The following is a 19,936-nucleotide window of genomic DNA, read 5'->3' as shown; positions in this document are numbered from 1 at the left end:
CACCATCGAATGGCGAGGCTGGCGACATGCAGAGCAAGCTGAAGCAAGCTCGCAGTATCCCAGACGGAACCGGCTTGCTTCAGCCTGCTTCTCACACCACTAGCCTGATGCTTCAACATCAGGCCCGCACACTCACTCCTTATGCAGATACTCGTCCACGACCTTCATCGCGCAGTATTTCCCGCACATCGAGCAGACGCCGTCCTCGTGGGTCGCGCGCTCGGAGCGGAACTTGCGGAACATGATCGGATCAATGCAGAGCTCCGCCTGGCGTTCCCAGTCGAGCTTCTTGCGAGCGACGGACATCTCGCGGTCCCAGTCCATCGCGCCTTTGATCCCCTTGGCGATGTCACCCGCGTGCGCGGCGATCCGGGATGCGGCGACTCCCTGGCGGACCTCATCCGGCCCTGGGAGGCCGAGATGCTCGGACGGCGTAACGTAGCAGAGGAAATCAACACCCGCGGCGGCGGCAATCGCGCCTCCGATCGCGGAGGTGATATGGTCGTACCCCGGCGCGACATCGGTGACGAGCGGGCCGAGCACGTAGAACGGCGCACCCTTGCAGAGCGTCTTCTGAATCTGGATGTTGGTCACGATCTGCTGCATCGGCACGTGGCCGGGCCCTTCGACCATCGCCTGGACTCCAGCCGTCCGAGCGCGGTCTACCAGTTCCCCAAGGATGATCAGCTCCTGGATCTGCGGGCGGTCGGTGGCGTCGGCGAGGCAGCCGGGACGCATGCCGTCGCCGAGGCTCAGGCAGACGTCGTGCGTGCGGCAGATGTCGAGCAGGTCGTCGAACCGCGCGTAGAGCGGATTCTCGCGGTCGTTGCCGAGCATCCAGCAGATCAGAAACGCGCCACCGCGACTGACCACATCAGCGACGCGCCCCTGATCCCTGAGGCGGGACAGCGACTCCCGGGTGATGCCGCAGTGGACAGTGACGAAGTCCACGCCGTCCTCGGCGTTGCGCTCGATCACGCGAAAGAGGTCGTCCTCCGACATGCCGACGACCGAGCCTTCGTCCGCGGCCTTCACCGCGACCTCGTATATCGGGACGGTGCCGAGGGGGACGGGGCAGTTGTCTGTGATCGTCTTGCGGACTGCGGCGAGATCACCGCCGGTGCTGAGGTCCATCATCGTGTCGGCGCCGGCCTCGACCGCGACCCGGAGCTTCTCGAGCTCGTCGGCGACGCTGGGGAAGTCGCCGGACGTGCCGATGTTGGCGTTGATCTTCGTGCGGAGGCCCGCGCCGATCCCGCAGGGCTTGGCGAGTTCGCGATTCACATTCGCCGGCACGACGATCGTCCCGGCGGCGACGCCCGCCCGGATGTCCTCGGGATCGAGCCGTTCCTGCTCGGCGATGATATTCATCTCGGGCGTGATCTTCCCCGCCCGCGCGTGTTCGAGTTGTGTCATATGCCTCACCGTTCTTTCGGAGAACGCGGATTGAACGGATGGAAGCGGAGGTCACGGAAAAGGGTGCCGTATCAGGAAACCGGGAGTTCCCTTTCCTGCTTTGATGGCTTCCTCGCGAAACTCGGTGTGTTCCGTTTCCCTCCGTGCTTCCGTGTTCTCCGCATACAAAACGCCGTGGGCCTCATCGCGGGCACACGGCGTCTGATCGTCGCGTCCGCTTCCCTACGCCGGGATTATCCGGGATCAGGTTCAGAGGGTTGTCCCGTCGAGCGGGACTCTCAGCGGGCGTTTCCGCCACGCACCCCTAGCGGCTGTGTTCATGCGTCTATTCGGAGTATACCACCCGTACCGGGGACTGTCAAACTTCGCGAGGAGGCAGCGGACCATAAGACATATGAGACACATGGGACCTATGACACGTCACCCGGCCACCATCTCCGCCATGGCGATGAAGTTGCGCGCGCCGTTTTCGCCGAAGGTACCGGAGGTCGTCCCGCCGAGGATGAATCCCCGGTCGCCGGCCGATTCGAGCCGCTCGCGGGCGATGGCGAGCACCTCTTCCGTCGGCAGTTTGTCCACGACCTCCATGTCGTCGAGGTTGCCCTGGAAGCAGACCCGATCGCCGAGCCGCCGTCGAGCCTCGCCGAGGTCGGCATTCCCCCAAGGAGGCGCCTCGAGCGGGTCAACGCAGTCCATCCCGATCGCCGCGAAATCCTCCAGGTAGCGCATCACCGGCCCGTGATTGTGGTAGTGGGCGACCGCGCCGTACTTGTGCATCACCGCGACCAGTTCCCGGTCGTACTTGACGCAGAGCCGCTCGAATGCATCCGGGCCGAGCTGGACGGAGGCGTATTCCCCCCCGACGATGCGGTAGGCATCCACCCCGGCCTTGCAGAGGCGCTCGACGTAGCTGATCAGGCGCTCCGTCATGATCGCCGTGAGCCGCTCGACCAGATCGGGCTCATCCGCCCACGCGAGGCAGAACCCCTCCGGCGAGAACCAGGATGCAGGAACCGCGACACCGTTGATCAGTCCGATCAGCACGAGCCCCTCGTTGCCGATATGGTCCTGCCACGCATAATAGCCGGAGAGGTCGAAATCCGGTTCCTCGTATGGGATGGAGAGCATCTTCTCGACGTCATCCGGACCCTTCAAGAAGAACTCGACGGTCGCGCCGGTGATCTCCGTGCGCCGATACCTGCTGACAAGGTCACCCTTCGGGGTATGAATGGTCGTGACGGTAGTGTCGCCCTGCTGCTCCGTCTCTCTGTTCACCGAACCGCCGAGGATCGGGTCGCCGCCGGAGCCGACGTCCTGGAACAGATCGGTCTTCCGCAGGAGCTCCCGACCGAGCGGGCTCTCCCGATCAACTCTGCAGAAATGCCAGGGAGAAACGGGCACGCGATCTACCTTCTCGAACCTCATTGCCGCGAGTATGCGTTCACGCGAAGTCATATCTTGCACCTGTTACTCGATCAAGTTCAGTTTCGCGGGCACCGTCATGCTGAACTTGATTCAGCATCCAGCGCGCGACCGGATGGATTCCGAATCGAGTTCGGAATGACGGCACCGGATCGGCAGTATCGCCAAGTTGAAGAATCGGGACGCTCGAATACTAGTGATACTTCGACTCCATGCCCGCGAGCCACTGATCAACCAGAGCGCCCTCATTGATGTGCGTGATCTTGCTCGCCTGCGCGATCCGCTTGAACTCCTGCACGAGCGCGGGGGCCTTGGCGGTGTCGAAGCCGTATGCGTCGGGATAGGTCAACTGCAGGTACCAGAGCGGCAGGAAGAGCCGGTCGACGCGCTGAGCCTGCTCGGCCGTGAGCTTCCTCGACCGGGCCTTCTCGAGTATCTTGAGGCCTTCGACCAGCCAGGCGTCCGCAAAGGTCGTCTTCGGGTCCCAGGCGCCGAACGCGTGCCTGCCCGGGTCGAGCGCCGCCCTGTCGAGCAGCATGACGTACCGGAGTACATCGCCCGCCGCGGCCCCGTAGTAGCCGTTGCAGAACTCCCGCCGTATGACCCCGGGACTGCGGCTCGGGTCCCACATCAACCGGGCGGCGAGGTACTGCCGAAGCTCGGCCATCTCACCGCCGGGACTCTGGTAGTCGGCCTGGATCATCAGCCCCCGAACGTTGTGCGCGGCGTAGTATCGGATATCCTTCACGAGGCCGTCGAGGTTCTGGCACGGCGCGATGTAATGCGCGAAGTTGGCGGCGTAGTGCCAGATGAAGATGTTGTCGGTCACCTTGCTCCACGCATCGAGGTTCGCCGCAAGGTTGGCGCCGAGGCCACACTCCTCGAACCCGTGGAAGTAGCAGCCCGCGTGGCAGAGGCGGATGATGACGTTCCTGCGCGGCCTGGTGATGCTCGGCGGCTTGGTCGAGTAGGCGTAGGCGAGCGTCTCGATCCACTTGTCGGGGTACTTCTTCGCCACTTCATCGGCGATCGCGTTGACGAACCGGAGGATCGGCCCGTGCTGGGAGCCCTCCTCGTTGACGACAGCCATGCACTTGTCGCACTCGCAGGGGCCGTTGCCGTCGTTCTGGGAGACGTCGAAGATCGGGACCTCCGGGTTATCCGCGATCCACTTGAGCACCTGCTCGGTCGCGATCTCGAGGACGTCGGGATTGGTGAGGCATAGCTGGCCGTGGACGGTCAGGTTCGTGCGCTTGCCCCCGACGAGGCTGAAGTACTCTGGATGCTCGGCGAAGTACTTCTCCGGCGGCACGAGCCTGGCGAAACTGTGGACGTAGGGCTCGATCCGAATATTCCCGCCGACCTCCTCGTCGCACTTCGACCAGGGGCCGTTCAGGCGCTGACGGGCCGCGATCTCCTTAGGGAAGCTGTCCCAGTAGAGCGTCTCGCGGTACATGAACGGAGGCGTGTAGGCGTAGTCTATCTCCGGGAGATCGAGCTTGTCGTGCTTCGGGATGATGGTGCAGTCACGGGCGAGAAACCTGACGCCGAGGTACTTTTCGAGCAGGACGTAGACCGTGTAGAGCTGGCCTCGGTCGTTCTGCCCGAGGAGGATGACGTCATCGCCGACGGTCTTGATGAGAACGCCGTCCTCGCGCAGTTCACCGAGTCTCTTCTCGATCTCGGGGCCGCCGCTGCGCCTGCACGGGCCGAGCACGAATCCATGCCGTCCGACCGCATGCTTTTCTGCCACGATCGCCGGCCTGGTTCCGGTTGACTTGGCGATAAAGTACTGGAGTTCCTTCGCTGCGTATGTGACAACCGGGCTCGGCTCGTCCGGGATGATGATCATCGTATCACGTCCGTTCCGCGCTCCCGCCGCGGATGCGGAGAGGACCAGCGCAAGGAGGATTGCCGTCAGTGATGCCTTCATGTTGACCGCCCTTCTTCACTGTGTACGTTCGACTTCCGGGCGGCGAAGCCCTTCGAGTACGACTACGAGCAGGAAGTCACGTCGCCTTCTGGTCGCAGGGGCGTTTCCGTGATATAATACCCCGTCTTGTAAACGCGAGGGGGGTCTGCACCTGATATGGGTTCGAAGAAAGAAGCACTGAAACAGCTTATCGAGATGTCCCACTGGCTCGGCAAGGAGCGCAGGGGGCTGGTGATACTGGGCGAGGGGAACACCTCGGCCAAGATAGACGACGACACGTTCTACGTGAAGGCGAGCGGCACCCAACTCGGCACGATCGAGGAGGAGGGGCTGGTCGAGGTCAGCGCGCCGAAGGTCCTGCGGATGCTCGACGGCCCGGAGCTGACCGACGACGAGATCAAGGCGAACCTCCGGGCGGCGATGGTCGACCCGGACGGCAAGCTGCTCCCTTCGATCGAGACCGTCTTCCACGGCTACCTGCTGAGCATCCCCGGCGTGAGCTTCGTGGGGCACACGCACCCGATCTCGGTGAACGGCATCCTCTGCTCGAAGGGGTGGCGCGACATGACGCAGGGGCGGCTGTTCCCGGACGAGGTCGTGTGCTGCGGGGCGGCCCCGGCGCACGTGGAGTTCACCGATCCGGGCGTGACGCTGGCGCGGAAGATCAAGTCGGTCGTGACGGACTACATCCGCGAGCATGGGGAACGCCCGAAGGCAATCCTGATGCAGAACCACGGCCTGATCGCGCTCGGGGCGACCGCGAAGGAAGTCCAGAGCATCACGGCGATGTGGGACAAGACGGCGAAGGTGCTGGCGGGGACGCTTGCGTTCGGCGGGCCGAACTACATGAGCGAGCAGACGGTGGAGCGCATCCGCACGCGCCCGGACGAGATCCAGCGGAAGAAGCTGATAGAGAACCTTTAGCGCGGGGAACTGTAACCGACAGCCCTGAGCATGCCGGTGAATGACGGCATGTATCGAAGGGCGCTCTTGCTGCAGGAGGCCGTCCTTCGATACACGCGCCAGAGCGCGCACTCAGGACTGGACGGTGCTGCGAGTGGAGCACATTCATGACCGTCGGACCGGCCGCCGAGTACGATCACGAGTAGGAGCACGAGTATGAGCGATACACTTCCTGATAAGATACTGACCTGGTATCTCTACGGCGCGGGGCTGGAGAACTTCGGCAAGGACGGGAAGCCGGTTGAGCACCCGATGCCGGAGTACGGGCCGGAGGAGCTTCTGGTCCGGGTGGATGCCGTGAGCATCTGCTTCAGCGACATCAAGGTGATCAACCAGGGCAACCTGCACCCCCGGATCACCGGGCGCGATATGGTGAATGACCCCGTTACGCTCGGCCACGAGGCGGCGGTCACCGTCGTGGGCGTCGGCGAGAAGGTGGCGGACCGGTTCAAGATCGGCCAGCGGTTCACCGTCCAGGCCGACGTCTTCGTGAACGGCGTGAGCATGGCCTTCGGGTACGTCCTCCCCGGCGCGCAGACCCAGTACCAGGTGATCGGCAAGGAGATGCTCGACGGCGACGAGGGATGCTACCTGCTACCTATGGCCGACTCGACCGGATACGCCGAGGCCGCTCTCGCCGAGCCCTGGGCTTGCGTCGTGGCGAGCTACAAGATAACCCGCCGGAAGTCAATCAAGCCCGGCGGGAAGCTCTGGATCATCGGCGCGGCGATGGACGACGGCGACTACGCGCTCGACTTCGAGGTGGAGCCCGAGCTGGTGGTCGCGACGGAACTCGACTGGCCGATGATGGACCAGCTCAAGTTCTGGTCGGAGGCCGGCCGTTTCAAGCTGAGGGAGACCGACGCCTTCGAGTCCATTGACTTCGAGGCGTTCGAGCAGAAGCACGGCGGCTTCGACGACATAATCGTGCTCGGCGCGAACCCGGATGTGATCGAGAAGGCGGCGACGCTCCTCGGCAAGCAGGGGATCATGAACATCGTCTCAGAGGAGCCGCTCACCCGCCCGATCAACATAGACGTCGGCAAGGTCCACTACTGGAACCACTCCTACATCGGCACGATGAGCAGGCACATCGGATCCGCTTACGAGCCGGTCCGCATGCCGAGCGAGTTGAGAGCCGGCGGGACGGCGTGGTTCGTAGGCACGGGCGGACCGATGGGGCAGATGCACCTCCCGCGCGCGCTCGAAATGGAGGACGGCCCGAAGAAGGTGCTCGCCACCGATATTGACACCGCGCGCCTGAACAGCCTGCGCGAGCGGTTCGAGCCGATAGCCCGGAGGCGCGGCATCGAGCTCCTTATCGTGAACCCGAACGAGATGAGCGCGGACGATTTCGACAAGCTGATCGAGGCGTTCACGGACGGCAACTGCTTCGACGACATCGTGATGCTCGCGCCCGTGCCTGCATTGATCGAGCAGGCGGTGGGATACCTCGCCGACGAGGGCCTGATGAACATCTTCGCGGGAGTGCCGATCGGCACGATCGTGAGCATGGACCTGAGCGGCGTCTTCATGAGCAACGTCCGGTTCGTGGGCAGCAGCGGCTCGAAGGTAAGCGACATGCTCGACACGCTCCACGCGGCCGAGTCGGGCAAGATCTCGACAAACACGTCGGTGGCGGCGATCGGCGGGATCGAGGCGTCGTGGGAGGGCATGAAGGCGGCGAAGGAAGGGACGTATCCCGGCAAGGTCGTGATCTATCCGCAGATCAAGGACCTCCCGCTGACGGCGGTGCCCGATCTGAAGGACAAGCTGCCGACGGTCTACGCGAAACTCACCGACGGCATGTTCTGGAACCGCGAGGCGGAGGCGGAGCTGCTGAGGGTGATGGCCGGCTAGGCCCATTCGTCCTATTAGACGGATGGGACGGATGGGACATATGGGGCCTATGACGAGGAGTAAGAGCGTGATTGAGTGCAAGGCATTGGCGGGGCAGGCCGCCATCGTGACGGGCGCCGGGCAGGGGCTTGGCGAGGCGATTGCCCGGCGACTCGCGGCCGAGGGATGCGATGTCCTCCTGGGCGACATCGTCTTCGAGAACGCGCAGAAGGTCGCGGAGGACATCGTCAAGACCACCGGTCGTAAGGCCGTCGGCTTCAAGGTGGACGTCACGAACGACGAGCAGGTCGTCGAGATGGTTCGACTTGCCGTCCGGGAGTTCGGCAAGCTCGACATCATGGTCTCGAACGCCGGAATCCTCAAGGCGGAGGAGGTCACCGAGTTCTCGACAGCCGACTGGCGGAAGGTGATAGATGTAAACCTCGTCGGCTACTTCATCTGCGCACGCGAGGCGGCGAAGGTGATGGTCGCGCAGAAGAGCGGAAACATCATCCAGATCAACTCGAAGTCCGGCAAGAAGGGCAGTTTCAAGAACTCCGCCTACGCCGCGAGCAAGTTCGGCGGGATCGGTTTGACGCAGAGCCTCGCGCTTGAGATGGCGCCGCACGGCGTCCGGGTGAACGCGATCTGCCCCGGCAACCTCCTCGACGGCACGCTCTGGCAGGACAGCCTCTTCGAGCAGTACGCGCGCACGCAGGGGATCACCGTCGAGCAGGTGAAGGAGAAGTACCTCGGCCAGGTGCCGCTCGGACGAGGATGCGCCTACGATGATGTGACGAACGTGGTGGTCTTCCTGGCGTCCGAGCAGTCGAGCTACATGACGGGCCAGGCGATCAACGTCACCGGCGGGCAGGAGATGCGGTAGGGGAAGTGACCGGTGCCCGGCGAACTGATGCGCTCGACAGGGAGCAAGCACGTGCTGATCGTAGACCAGTTGAGGAAGCAGTACAAGACCACGCTCGCCGTGGACGGCATCAGTTTCACCGTCGCCGACGGTGAGATCCTCGGGCTGCTCGGCCCGAACGGCGCTGGGAAGACGACCATCCTGCGCTCCATCGCCGGCATAATCCGGCCTACCTCCGGGCGCATCGAAGTCGCCGGGCACGACCTGGCGAAGGACGAGACCGGCGCGAAGAAGAACCTCGCGTTCGTCCCCGAGACGCCGAACCCTTACGAGATGCTCACCGTCCACGAGCACCTCAGATTCATCGCGATGGCCTACGACACCCTCGACAAGTTCGAAGAGAGAGCGAACTCTCTGCTCGAGAAGTTCGACCTCGACGAGAAGAAGAATGAGCTTGTGGCGACGCTCTCGAAGGGCATGAAGCAGAAGCTCGCGGTGGCATGCGCATTCATCCACGACGCCCAGGTGGTCCTTTTCGACGAGCCGCTGATCGGCGTCGACCCCAAGGGCGCGCGCGAGTTGAAGAACATGATGCTCGAGGCGAAGGCGGCCGGGTGCTCGATCCTGGTCAGCACGCACATGCTCGACACGGCTGAGCGGCTCTGCGACCGGATACTTATCATTGACCGGGGGCACGTCGTGACCGAGGGCACACTCGGCGAGCTGCACGAGCGCGCTCAGATGCGCTCCGACGCGACACTGGAAGACGTATTCCTCAAGCTCACCGAAGAGGCCGAACAAGTTGAGACCCCTGCTGTACCTTGAGTGCCGCCAACTCGCGAACCTGGTCCGGATCACCCTTCGGACGCCGAAGCGCCTGATCCCGACGGTGCTCTTCATCGTCTGGATAGGTTTCTTCGTGCTGATGCAGGCGTTCGCTGCCACCAGGGGAATGAACCAACAGCCGCCAATAGTGGGACAGCTCGTGGAAATGATGCAGTCCATTCTGCTCTTCGTCACGATCTGGATCTCGCTGGGCGCGATCGCCCACGCGTTCTCGAACAGCCTGATCATCTACAGCCAGGCGGAGATGGATGTCCTGATCGCCATGCCGATCGACCGTCGGATCATCATGGGCCTGAAGCTGGGCGCCATATACGCCAAGTTCGCTCTGTTGCTAGCCCTGATGGGCGTGTTCATCGGGATGCAGGCGTCTCGAATGGTTGCGTCCATCCCGATCCTGGACCTGGTCGCCTGGCTGTCAATCGTCCTCTACGCGATCACGATCATCAATCTTTCGACAGTCATCAACCTGATCGTGGCACACGGCACGGTGGAGAAGCGGTGGCAGAAGAGATCCGTGCAGGCGCTGGGACTCGGCATCCTGGTCCTGGCGGGAGCGACCGTCTACGGGGCATATGCTCGCACCGGCGATGCGGCTTCCGCCATCGCTGCGCTGATCCACCAGCCGATACTGGTCTGGCTAGCGGCGCCCGCGGTATGGGTGTCGGGGCTGGCCTTGGCCGGCATCAACGGGTGGCAGCCGGCTCACGCGTGGCAGTTGGCGGCCCTCGGAACCATGGCGATCGGGACCATGGCGATGGTGCTCGCACGGAAGGAGAACCCGTACGAGCCGTCCCTGGCTGCAAGCACGAGAAGCGCGTTGATCAGAGAGGCAAAGAAGTCAGGCGATGTCAGCAGGCTTCGCACTGAGCTGGCGCGCGGTCGGAAGCATTCGACGGCCACGATCGTAACTCCATTCGGTCGCGGGGCGACCGCCATCCTGTGGAAGAACATGCTGCTCTCGCTGCGCATGAGCCGGTCGGCGATGATCGGCGCTCTGATTGTCATCCCGGTCGCCGCGCTGCTCGGCCGCGCGGTCATCAGGGACAGAGGACTGCTCGCACTCGCGCCCCAGGCTATGACCGGCATTGCGCTCTACATGAGCTATATGCTGGCCATGTTCATGGGGCAGATGCTCAGGGCCGATCTCAAGCAGGTGAACATCCTCAAGCCGATGCCGATCTCACCGTGGTGGCTGATGGTCGCCGAGACCGCCAACGCCGGACTGATGGTCTGGGCGTTGATCTGGCTGCTTTTCGGATCGGCGGTGTTCCTGCTGGGAGCGCCCACCTCCGACCTGATGATCATATCCGGTGTCGCGCTTCCGTTCGTCGCCTACGGAACGATCTGCTCCCAGACGACAGTGGCGGTGCTCTACCCCAACTGGGGCGACATGTCCCAGCAGTGGATAGCGAACCTGCTGAGCATGCTGTTCAGCGTGTTGAGCATAGGCCCTCCGCTGGCGGTCGGCGCCATCTTGTGGTTGCTCCACGCACCGCCCGCGATGACGGCCTCGGCGGTGATCGCCGTCGCGCTTACCGTAGCTGCCGGGGGAATCACGCTCGGGGCGGCGACCTATCGGATCCACGACCCGACGGACGAGTAGGCGCCGATCGTATCTCAGATGCCGAGTTAAGAGCATGGGACGGGCTTAGTCAGCGGGAGATGTGCGAGCATACATTCGCCCGCTTCTCTCCAAACGCACCGTTTGCCTCGCAGAAAAGAAATAGTAAACGTTTACATAAAACTCTTGACGAAAGAACCCCGCGGGGATATAATCGAATAAGCAGTGAATGATTGGGCGCGCGGAGGTCTGTTTCGTGAAGGTGTTCGTTTCCGTTGACATGGAAGGCATCAGCGGCGTAGTGAACTGGGAACAGACCTCGGCGGGCAACCCGTCATACGAGGACGCCCGCGCTCTGATGGCCGGGGAACTCCGCGCGGCGGTGGAAGGTCTCTACGACGGCGGCGCGACCGAGATTCTCGTCAACGACTCGCACGCGAACGGGCGCAACATCAAGATCGCGGAGGCCGACCCGAGGGTCCGCCTGATAACGGGCGGAGGGTCTCCGCTCTCGATGATGCAGGGAATTGACGAGACGTTCGACGCGGCGGTCTTCGTGGGATATCACGCGGGAGCCGGGACGGCGGCGGTCCTGAGCCACACGTACAACGGGACGATCTATTCGGCGAAACTCAACTCGCGCCTGGTGGGCGAGATCACGATAAACGCGGCGGTGGCGGGATACTTCGGCGTGCCGGTGGTGATGGTGACCGGCGATTCCACCGCGTGCAGGGAGGCGCTGTCGAGCCTCGGCCCGGTCGAAGCGGTCGCGGTCAAGGAGCCTATCACGAGGTACGCGGCCGACTGCCTTCACCCGGAGGCCGCGAGGGAGCGGATCAGGACGGCGGCGGCTGGACTGTTCGACAGGCTGCCGGAGTTCGAGCCGTTCAGCCTGGAACCGCCTATAAGATTTGAACTGGCATTCACGAACACCGGGCTCGCGGACGCGGCCGGGATCATGCCGGGGGCGGTCAGGGAAGACGCGACGACCATCGGCTACGCTTCGGACGATTTCCTGGGAGCGTACCGCGGGTTCCTGACGATGACGAGACTCGCCGGCGCAGAGAGGTAAGGACGCAAGTTGGACATCAGGGAGAAGATCGGCCAGATGCTCATGTTCGGCTGGCAGGGACAGACCGAGCACGACAACCAGAATCTGTGCACCCATTCCAAGATCCTGACGGACGACTTCAAGGTCGGAGGCATAATCCTGCTCGGCCGAAACGTTCGCGGGCCCGAGCAGATCGCATCCACCCTGAACGAGCTTCAGGGGCGCTCGGACATTCCGATGTTCATCGCGGCGGACCAAGAGGGCGGCCTCATCACCCGGATGAAGCACCCCTTCACGACGTTCCCGGGCAACATGGCGCTGGGGGCGACGCGCTCCGCCGAGTTCGCGCGGGAATGCGCCGGGGCGATCGCGCGCGAGTTGGCCGCCGTCGGCGTGAACACAAACTTCGCGCCGTGCGTGGACGTCAACAACAACCCGCTGAACCCGATCATCGGCATCAGGTCGTACGGCGAGTCGCCCGAGATGGTGTCCGAACTCGGGGCGGCGGCGGTCGAGGGCTTCCAGTCCAACGGGATCATGGCCTGCGCGAAGCATTTCCCCGGCCACGGCGACACGTCCACCGACACGCACCTCTCGATGCCGAGCATACCGTATCAGCGCAAACGGCTGAACAAGGTCGAGCTGGCCCCGTTCAGGGCGTGCATCAAGGCCGGAGTCGCGATGGTCATGAGCACGCACATAGTCTTCACCGCGCTCGACCCCAGCATGCCGGCGACGCTCTCTCCGGCCGTTCTGACCGGCCTCCTCCGAAAGCACATGGGGTTCGGCGGCCTGATCGTTACCGACTGCATGGAGATGAAGGCGGTCACCGCCAACTACGGCGTCGGGGAAGCGTCGGTGCTCGCCGTGAAGGCCGGGACCGACATTCTGCTCGCGAGCCACACATTGGAGGCGCAGGCGCAGATCCGCACCGCTCTTCTGAAGGCGGTCGAGTCCGGCGAGATATCCGAAGAGCGCATCGAGGAGTCGGTCGCGCGCATTATGGCCGTCAAGAGCGAGTACGGGCTCGATCAGCGGCGGACAACGGACATCTCCACGGTCAGAGAATCGGTCGGGACGGAGACCAACCGAAGCCTCGAGCGCGAGATCGCCGAGAGTTCGGTCACCGTGCTGAGGAACGACGGGGCGGTCCTCCCGCTCAAGCTCATGAAGACCGACCAGGTCCTGGTGGCGGGGCTGCATCCCGCGACCGAGCAGTTCGCCGCCGCGCTCAGGAAGTACCATCCCAACACCAGGCTTGCCCGGATCAGCAACGAGCCGACGGAGAAGGAACTCGCGGCGGTCAGGGAGCTGATCAAGCAGTCGAAGGTCGTCATCCTCACCACCTGCCAGTCCGAACCGTGGACCAGGGAACTGGTGCGGCCGGACCCGAAGTCCGAGACCGGGAACGGAAGGCCGGCGGTGATCATCGCCGCGCGGGAGCCATACGACCTCTGCCACTACCCCGACGCCAAGGCCAGCGTGGCGACCTACGGTTACCCGGACGCGACAGTTCAGGCCGCGGCGGACATGCTTTTCGGCAGGATACAACCTGTCGGCAAGCTGCCCGTCTCGATTCCGGGATACGCGAAGTTCGGTTTCGGGCTGGAGAAGCTGTAGCAGTCGGGGCAAGGGAAACGTTTTGAGGGGGTCCGCGTAGACGCGGACCCCCTTTTCGCCGCTATGGTTACTTCGTCTTGATGGTGTAGTCTCCGGATATCGCCTCGTTGCCCGATGCGTCCTTCGACCTCACCCTGTAGTGATAGGTCGTCCTGCGCGCCAGACCGGTCACCTGCATGGAGTGGCTGGTGACCAGGTTCGCGTCGAGCGTCGTCAGGTTTCCGTAGGATGTCGTCAGCCCGTACTCGACCTGGCTGGTAGCGGGCTCATTGGTCGTCCAACTCGCGGTGAAGTTCCCGGCTCCGGCGCTCGCAGACACGCCCGAGATCACCGGCGGCGTAGTGTCGCCAGGGGTGGTCGCCTGAGCGGGACTGCTCTGAGCCGACTCGTTGTCCGCCGCGTCGTACGCGCTCACCGTGTAGGTGTAGGTCGTGTTCGGCGCACAGGTCGTGTCCGAGTAGCTGTTGGTCGCGCTGGTGCCGATCTGCGTGCCGCCGCGGAAGATCTTGTACCCCGCCACGCCGACGTTGTCGGTCGAGGCCGTCCACGCCAGGTTGACCTGGCTGCCCGATACTGCCGTCGCGCTCAGGTTCGTCGGCACGGTGGGCGGCTGGGTGTCTCCGCCGGCGACCTTCGTGAACCGGGCCGCATCGGCCATGACCACCAAGCTGGCCTCGCCGGTACCGTTCCCGAGCTTCAGGTATCCGGCAGTGCCCGCGGCGAACGGCTTGGCCGCGACGAGGCCGACCCACTGGCCGCCGCCGGCCTGCTGGTTGACGTTGACCTGTTGGCTTCCGCCGTCCCAGTAGACTATGTAGGGAGCGGCCGTAGTGCGGTTAGCTCCCTGCGGGTACCAGCAGAAGACATCGTAGTTTCCGGCGATCTCTACCGTAGGGCGCCAGACGGCCGTGCCGGTCTCGCCGGTGGACGTGCTGATGTAGTTGTAGTTGTCGCCGTACTTGTCCACGGACGACGTGCCCGTGAGCCATGTGCCGGTGAACGCCGCCTGCGGGTTGTCAATGATGAAATCGGTCACCGCAGGGGTGGTCGCCTGCGCGGGCGCGCTCTGCGCGCTCTCGTTCAAGGCTCCGTCGAAAGCGCTCACGGCATAGGTATAGGTCGTGTTCGACGCGCAGTTCGTGTCCGAGTAGCCGGCGGAACTCGTGGTGTCCAGGTAGCCGCCGTTGCGGAAGACCTTGTAGCCCGAGACGACTCCGCTGTTGTCGGTGGAGGGCGTCCAGGTCAGGTCTATGCGCGTCGAAGATACCGCCGCGGCGGAGAGATTCGCCGGGACGGTGGGAGGCTCGGTGTCGCCGGCCCCTCCTACCTGTATGCTGCGAGTGACCGCGGCGCCGAACCACTGCACGCCGTCTCGAACCATCTGCCAGTCGGTCACGTAGTTCCCCTCGACCGTCGGCGCGGTCAGGCTGAACGTCCACGTGTACGTCTGGCCGGGAGCGACGTTGCCGGAGATGGCGTGGCGGGTGGCCGCCGTGAACGGATCCGAGTCACCGACGGCGCCGAGCCTGAACGACTTGTCTTCGTTCCAGTTGACACCCCTGTTCCTCAGCGTGATGCTGACCTGTCGGGTCTCGCCCGGAGCCAGTTGCGCGGGGATGGTGTCGCTCACGTACTCGTCGGAGTAGAATCCCCAGGTAGGCGTTGTTCCGAAGTAGGTGCAGACGCCCTTGTAGATTCCCCACATCGCGCCGGAGGTCCAGAACGGGTCGCGCAGCTTGACGGCATCGTTCTCGCAGGTGTCGTGAAACGCGAGTTCGATCAGGATCGCTGCCCGGTCAGGGATGCGGATTTCGCCGTATGCCCCGTTCGAGTTCGACTTGCCCCTGTTCGTCCACGACGAGTCACCGACTTCGTTGTGAATCGTTGATATCAAGGTGTCGTGAACGGCGTTGGCGAGGTTGGTGCTGACGGTACACCACTTCTTGTGCTCGGAGCCGCAGTCGTAGTAGGTGATCGTGCCGGACGGGCAGGTGCCCCCGTAGCAGTCGCCGTTCAGGCCGTTCGTGTGCAGGGAGATATAGATGTCCGTGCCGTCGTAGTCGGACGCGAGCGGCCTGGCGCGGATGTCGTCGTTCACCTCGGTCGCGCCGTCACCGAGCGTGCATCCACTGTAGCTGCCGTAGACCGTGCACGGGTACCCGGTGTGCTGGAGCCAGTACGGCGAGGCCATCTTCCACCACTCGTAGGCGCCGTAGTTCCCGTACGCCTTGTCGTGGCAGCGCACCTTCTTCACCACCATGCCGTCTGCCTCCAGGAATGCCGTGAGGTAGAGGGCATAGTCCAGGTTATGGAAATCCTCCTGGCTCAGGGGGGCGCAGTAGACCGGCCGCTGAGTGTACCATCCGGTGCCGTTCCAGAAGATGCCGTGGCCGGGCGAGAGCGTGATGGTGTGCCCGGACAGCGACTCGACGCCGTAGCCCGCCTGGGCCTTGCCCGACTCGAAGGGCGGTACGATATCCGGCGCGGGGGGAAGCAGGTCGGCGAGCTGGACTCCGTTGACGAGGATGACGACGTCGCCCTCGATGCCGTAGTACCAGAGGGTGTTCTTGACCTGCTCGAAGATCGCCTGAGTACGGGCCTCGTCGAGACCCTGGGAAGTCAGGCGGTTCGAGAAGTTGACGACCGTGGTGACGCCCTCGGTCACGAGGTCCAGGACGGCGGTGCCTCTCGGCACGGCCGAACTGAGTCCGAATCGCTGGGGACCTCCGGCGAGGGCCTTGATCGCGGACAGGGCGTCCACGGCGGCGGCGCTGTCAACCACGGCGGGGTTGCCGTCTGCGTCCAGGTACACGACGGGACCCGCGGATGCCGAGGCGGCCGCAAGCGTCAGGCCGATCAACAGGAGTAGGATGCGTGTGCCTTTCAATGCGTAATCCTCCTTTGCAGAGATCGCGGCGGGTTCGCCGCGGAGAGGTCGGAAGGAGGAGGCCCGCCTGCCGGGGCCTCCTCGCTCGCGGGAACGGACTTCACAGGCGTGCAGAGCCTAGGGCTTGTACCACCTGACGGCGTCGGCCATGACGACCTTGCCGAGGGTCGTCCAGCACGAGAGCTTGACCTGGTTCGACCCCGCGGCCATGCTCTGGGTCGTCAGCAGGTTCCACTTGCCCCCGTTGATCTGCTGGTTCACGTTGATCGTCTGCGAACCGCCGCTGTAGTAGACGATGTACGGCGCGGTAAGCGACCGGTTCGTGCCCTGGGGCCACCACGCATACACCTGGTAGCTTCCCGCGGCCGGCAGGGTGACGGCCCAGGTCGCAGCATCGCTGATCGCCTGGGTCGAGCGGAACCGGTAGTCGGCGCCGTACTTGTCCGTTGACGAGGTGCCGGTGGACCAGTTCGCCGACGCGGTGAAACCGGCCTGGGCGTTGTCCAGGATGACCTCTACCACCGGCGACGAAACGGTTATTGTCTTCGAGCAGGTGGCGCCGAACCAGGTGACTCCCTCGCGCACCATCCGCCAGTCGGTGGTGTACGTGCCGGGAGTCGTCGGAGCGGTCAGGTTGAACGTGAAGGTCACGGTGCCGCTCGGCTCGACCTCGCTCGAGAGCAGCTGCCTGGTGGTGCCGGTGAACGGATCGCTGTCACCGACGGCACCGAGCTTGTACCCGCGGGCGGAGTTCCAGAGCACTCCCCGGTTCCTCATCGTGACGCTGACCGACTTGGTCTCGCCGGGAGCCATCGTACTCGGGATGGTGTTGCTGACGACCTCCGACGAGTAGAAGCCCCAGGTCGGAGCGGTGCCGAAGTAGGAGCAGATGCCGTTGTATATGCCCCACATGGATACGCTTCGGAACCAGTTGTCCCTGAGGTACACCGCATCCTTCTCGCAGGTGTCGTGGAAGCCGAGCTCGATCAGGATGGCGGCCCGGTCCGGGATGCGGATTTCGCCGTATGCGCCGTTCGAGTTCGCCTTGCCTCTGTCGGTCCAGCTACCGTCGTAGTACGTGCGGATCGCGCTTATCAGCGAGTCGTGGACCGAGTTGGCGAGGTTCTGGCTGACGGTGCACCAGGAAGAGTGCTCCGTGCCGCAGTCGTAATAAGTGATCGTGCCGGTCGGGCACGTCGAGCCGTAGCAGTCGCCGGACAGGCCGTTCGTGTGCAGAGAGATGTAGATGTTAGTGTTGTCGTAGTCCGACGCAAGCGGCCTGGCGCGGATGTCGTCGTTCGTCTCGGTGCCTCCGCTGCCCAGGTTGCAGTCGCCGGTCGAGCTGGCATAGACCGAGCACGGATATCCAAGGTTCTTGAGCCAGTAGGACGCGCCCATGTGCCACCATGCCTCGCCGCCGTTGTAGGGAGAGGCGCCCTGGCCGAGGTTCGTGCATCGGGCCAGCTTCACGGTTGCGGCGTCGGCGGCGAGATGAGCCTGCAGGTAGCGCATCATCTCGAGGTTGTGATAATCCTCCTGATTGAGCGGGGAGCAGTACACCGGCCTCGCGGTGTACCATCCGCTGCCGTTCCAGAAGAGGCCGTGGCCCGGCGACAGGAACACGCTCCTGCCTCCGAGACTCGCGATCGCGTTGGCGTACGGGGCCAGGGCCTCCGCGCCGGGAGCGACTTCGGCGGTCTCGGGAAGGTAGTCGGCGAACGGGATGCCGTTTGCCAGAACGGAGAGATCACCCTCGACTCCGTAGTACCAGAGGGTGTTCTTCACCTGCTCGAAGATGGCCTGAGCCCGGGCCTCGTCGAGACCCTGCGCAGTCAGCCGATGGGAGAAGTTGACTACAACCGCGCTGCCTTCGATCACGAAGTCCAGGACGGTAGTACCTCTCGGCACGGCGGAAGTGAGTCCGAGTGCGGTCGGGCCTCGTTGGGGGCCTCCCGCAAGAGCTTTGAGCGCGGACAGGGCGTCCACGGCGGCGGGGTTGTCAATCGCCGTCAAGTTCCCGTTTGCGTCCAGATAGACGACGGGGCCTGCGCATACTGCCGAGGGGATCAGCAGCAACAGGAGCAGCGCAAGCGACGCGAAGACGGGGGTTGCGATACGCGCGCTTTTCACCAGACATCCCTCCCAGATTGATTTTTCACCCAGCGCAGGCGCGGATGACCGACGGTCTCGGGAGTTCCGTGTATGAAGCTGCGGAGTTCTCGGGAACGAGCATCAGCACCATTGCCGAGCGTTACCTGTTCGAGTATAGCAAAGTATCGTAGAACTGTAAGCACTTTTTTTTGTGGGGCGGTGGGCGTTCCCGGCTCTGTGCTATGCGGCGCGCCTCCGAAGGATTGCCGGCGGACGGCGTCAAACAGGATTCCGGAAGCAGACCTACATCGGAGGCCGTCACCATGCGCGTTCTACTGCTTGCCGCGGCCGGAATCCTGATCATGTGCAGAGCCGACGCCGCGAAGATCACCATCGCCGACGACGGGCGCAGCGACTATTCGATCGTCGTCCCGTCGAAGCCGTCGCCGACCGAGGAGTTCGCGGCGGGCGAGTTGTCGCGCTATCTCGAGCGGATGTCCGGCGCCCAAATCCCGATCGTGAAGCGGTCTTCGAGGCTTCCCGACCGCGCCGTCATCGTCGGGGCACAGGAGTCCCTCCCCGAGGCGGCGATGCTTATCGCCGACAACAGCGAGGAGAGCGACGGCTTCGCGATCGCCCTGGAGCGCGGGCATCTGTACATCGTCGGAGCGTGGGACCGGGCTGCTCTGAACGGGGTGTACGAGTTCCTGCGACTTCTCGGATGCCGGTGGCTCGCGCCGAGGTTCGACCACTACAAGGGGACGGCGGAGATCGTTCCGAGGAAGCCCACCATCGTGTACGAGGCCGAGGAGGACTACCTGCGCGAGGCGTCGTCGTTCCCCATCCGCAAACTCTACGTCGAGGAGGGCCACTCCCACAATGCCGAGAACCTCGTGCAGTTGATCGAGTGGATGCCCAAGGCGCGGTACAACACGCTGGTCGTGCCGACCGACTACCAGGGCGGCGGCCGGGTGATGTGGGACAACTGGCGGGAGGAACTGACCCCGGAGCTTCAGAGGCGCGGCATCATCATCGAGGTCGGAGGCCACGGTTACCAGAACTTCCTGAACGCCGAGATGGAAGGCGGCACTCTCTTCGAAGAGCACCCCGAGTGGTTCGGCATGAACGAGAGGGGCGAGCGCGTGAAGTCGCGCGGGAGGGTGATCTGCACGTCGAACCCCGACGCGGTGGCGTACCTGACGGCGAACCTCGCGAAGTACCTGAGCGAGCGCCCGGAGATACGGGTGTTCGACTTCTGGCCGCCCGACGGCGCCTCGTGGTGCGAATGCGAGAAGTGCAGGGCCCTCGGAGAGCCGCCGGACAGACAGTCAGGGCTTATCTCTCGCGTGAAGGCAGAGGTGGCGAAGGTCCGGCCGGACCTCCGGCTCGAAACGATCGCCTATCACAAGACCATCGCGCCGCCCGAGTCGTTCCCGATGGAC

13 protein-coding genes and 1 riboswitch are annotated in these 19,936 nt (G+C 64.0%); of the genes, 8 read left to right on the top strand and 5 right to left on the bottom strand.

The features are described 5' to 3' along the window. Positions 1 to 132: 132 nt before the first annotated feature. The 3 genes from thiC to KBC96_08925 all read right to left on the bottom strand — a co-directional run bounded on the left by thiC (position 133) and on the right by KBC96_08925 (position 4,771). Positions 133 to 1,416 (bottom strand): phosphomethylpyrimidine synthase ThiC, encoded by a 1,284-nt coding sequence (gene thiC, locus KBC96_08935; protein ID MBP6964518.1) that lies wholly within the window; start codon positions 1,414 to 1,416, stop codon positions 133 to 135. A gap of 202 nt (positions 1,417 to 1,618) precedes the next feature. Next, positions 1,619 to 1,732, bottom strand: a riboswitch (TPP riboswitch). Between the two features lie 104 nt (positions 1,733 to 1,836). After that, positions 1,837 to 2,871, bottom strand: coding sequence for a hypothetical protein (locus KBC96_08930; protein ID MBP6964517.1), 1,035 nt, complete (start codon positions 2,869 to 2,871; stop codon positions 1,837 to 1,839). A 160-nt stretch (positions 2,872 to 3,031) separates the two neighbouring features. Next, positions 3,032 to 4,771: a DUF4838 domain-containing protein gene (locus KBC96_08925; GenBank protein MBP6964516.1), complete on the bottom strand. Its 1,740-nt coding sequence runs from the start codon at positions 4,769 to 4,771 to the stop codon at positions 3,032 to 3,034. A 156-nt stretch (positions 4,772 to 4,927) separates the two neighbouring features. On the opposite strand from KBC96_08925, the gene KBC96_08920 reads away from it, so the two are divergent. The 7 genes from KBC96_08920 to KBC96_08890 all read left to right on the top strand — a co-directional run bounded on the left by KBC96_08920 (position 4,928) and on the right by KBC96_08890 (position 13,516). Next, positions 4,928 to 5,695, top strand: coding sequence for a class II aldolase/adducin family protein (locus KBC96_08920; GenBank protein ID MBP6964515.1), 768 nt, complete (start codon positions 4,928 to 4,930; stop codon positions 5,693 to 5,695). Between the two features lie 195 nt (positions 5,696 to 5,890). Continuing rightward, positions 5,891 to 7,594 carry an alcohol dehydrogenase catalytic domain-containing protein gene (locus KBC96_08915; GenBank protein ID MBP6964514.1) on the top strand — a complete coding sequence of 568 codons (1,704 nt, stop codon included), beginning with the start codon at positions 5,891 to 5,893 and terminating at the stop codon, positions 7,592 to 7,594. Between the two features lie 49 nt (positions 7,595 to 7,643). Then, positions 7,644 to 8,459 (top strand): sorbitol-6-phosphate dehydrogenase, encoded by an 816-nt coding sequence (srlD, locus tag KBC96_08910; protein MBP6964513.1) that lies wholly within the window; start codon positions 7,644 to 7,646, stop codon positions 8,457 to 8,459. Between the two features lie 27 nt (positions 8,460 to 8,486). After that, on the top strand, positions 8,487 to 9,263 hold the full coding sequence (locus tag KBC96_08905) for an ABC transporter ATP-binding protein (protein ID MBP6964512.1): 777 nt from the start codon (positions 8,487 to 8,489) through the stop codon (positions 9,261 to 9,263). Continuing rightward, positions 9,241 to 10,887, top strand: coding sequence for a hypothetical protein (locus tag KBC96_08900; protein MBP6964511.1), 1,647 nt, complete (start codon positions 9,241 to 9,243; stop codon positions 10,885 to 10,887). Before KBC96_08905 ends, KBC96_08900 begins: the two co-directional genes overlap by 23 nt. A gap of 214 nt (positions 10,888 to 11,101) precedes the next feature. Next, a complete protein-coding gene (locus tag KBC96_08895) occupies positions 11,102 to 11,917 on the top strand; it encodes a M55 family metallopeptidase (GenBank protein ID MBP6964510.1) in 816 nt (271 codons plus the stop codon). Between the two features lie 9 nt (positions 11,918 to 11,926). Further along, positions 11,927 to 13,516 (top strand): glycoside hydrolase family 3 C-terminal domain-containing protein, encoded by a 1,590-nt coding sequence (locus KBC96_08890; protein MBP6964509.1) that lies wholly within the window; start codon positions 11,927 to 11,929, stop codon positions 13,514 to 13,516. Between the two features lie 67 nt (positions 13,517 to 13,583). On the opposite strand, the gene KBC96_08885 is transcribed toward KBC96_08890, so the two are convergent. Then, complete coding sequence (locus KBC96_08885) at positions 13,584 to 16,403, bottom strand: N-acetylmuramoyl-L-alanine amidase (protein ID MBP6964508.1); 2,820 nt, start codon at positions 16,401 to 16,403, stop codon at positions 13,584 to 13,586. 117 nt (positions 16,404 to 16,520) lie between these two features. Then, on the bottom strand, positions 16,521 to 18,533 hold the full coding sequence (locus KBC96_08880) for an N-acetylmuramoyl-L-alanine amidase (GenBank protein ID MBP6964507.1): 2,013 nt from the start codon (positions 18,531 to 18,533) through the stop codon (positions 16,521 to 16,523). A gap of 284 nt (positions 18,534 to 18,817) precedes the next feature. Here KBC96_08880 and KBC96_08875 point away from each other — a divergent pair. Further along, positions 18,818 to 19,936: DUF4838 domain-containing protein (locus KBC96_08875; protein ID MBP6964506.1), on the top strand; the 1,119-nt coding region annotated here is incomplete at its 3' end.

The sequence above is a fragment of the Armatimonadota bacterium genome (genome assembly GCA_017993055.1).
GTDB lineage: Bacteria > Armatimonadota > UBA5829 > DTJY01 > DTJY01 > JAGONM01.
The sequence above is the reverse complement of the archived record's forward strand: the minus strand, read 5'-3'. Positions and strand labels throughout refer to the sequence as shown.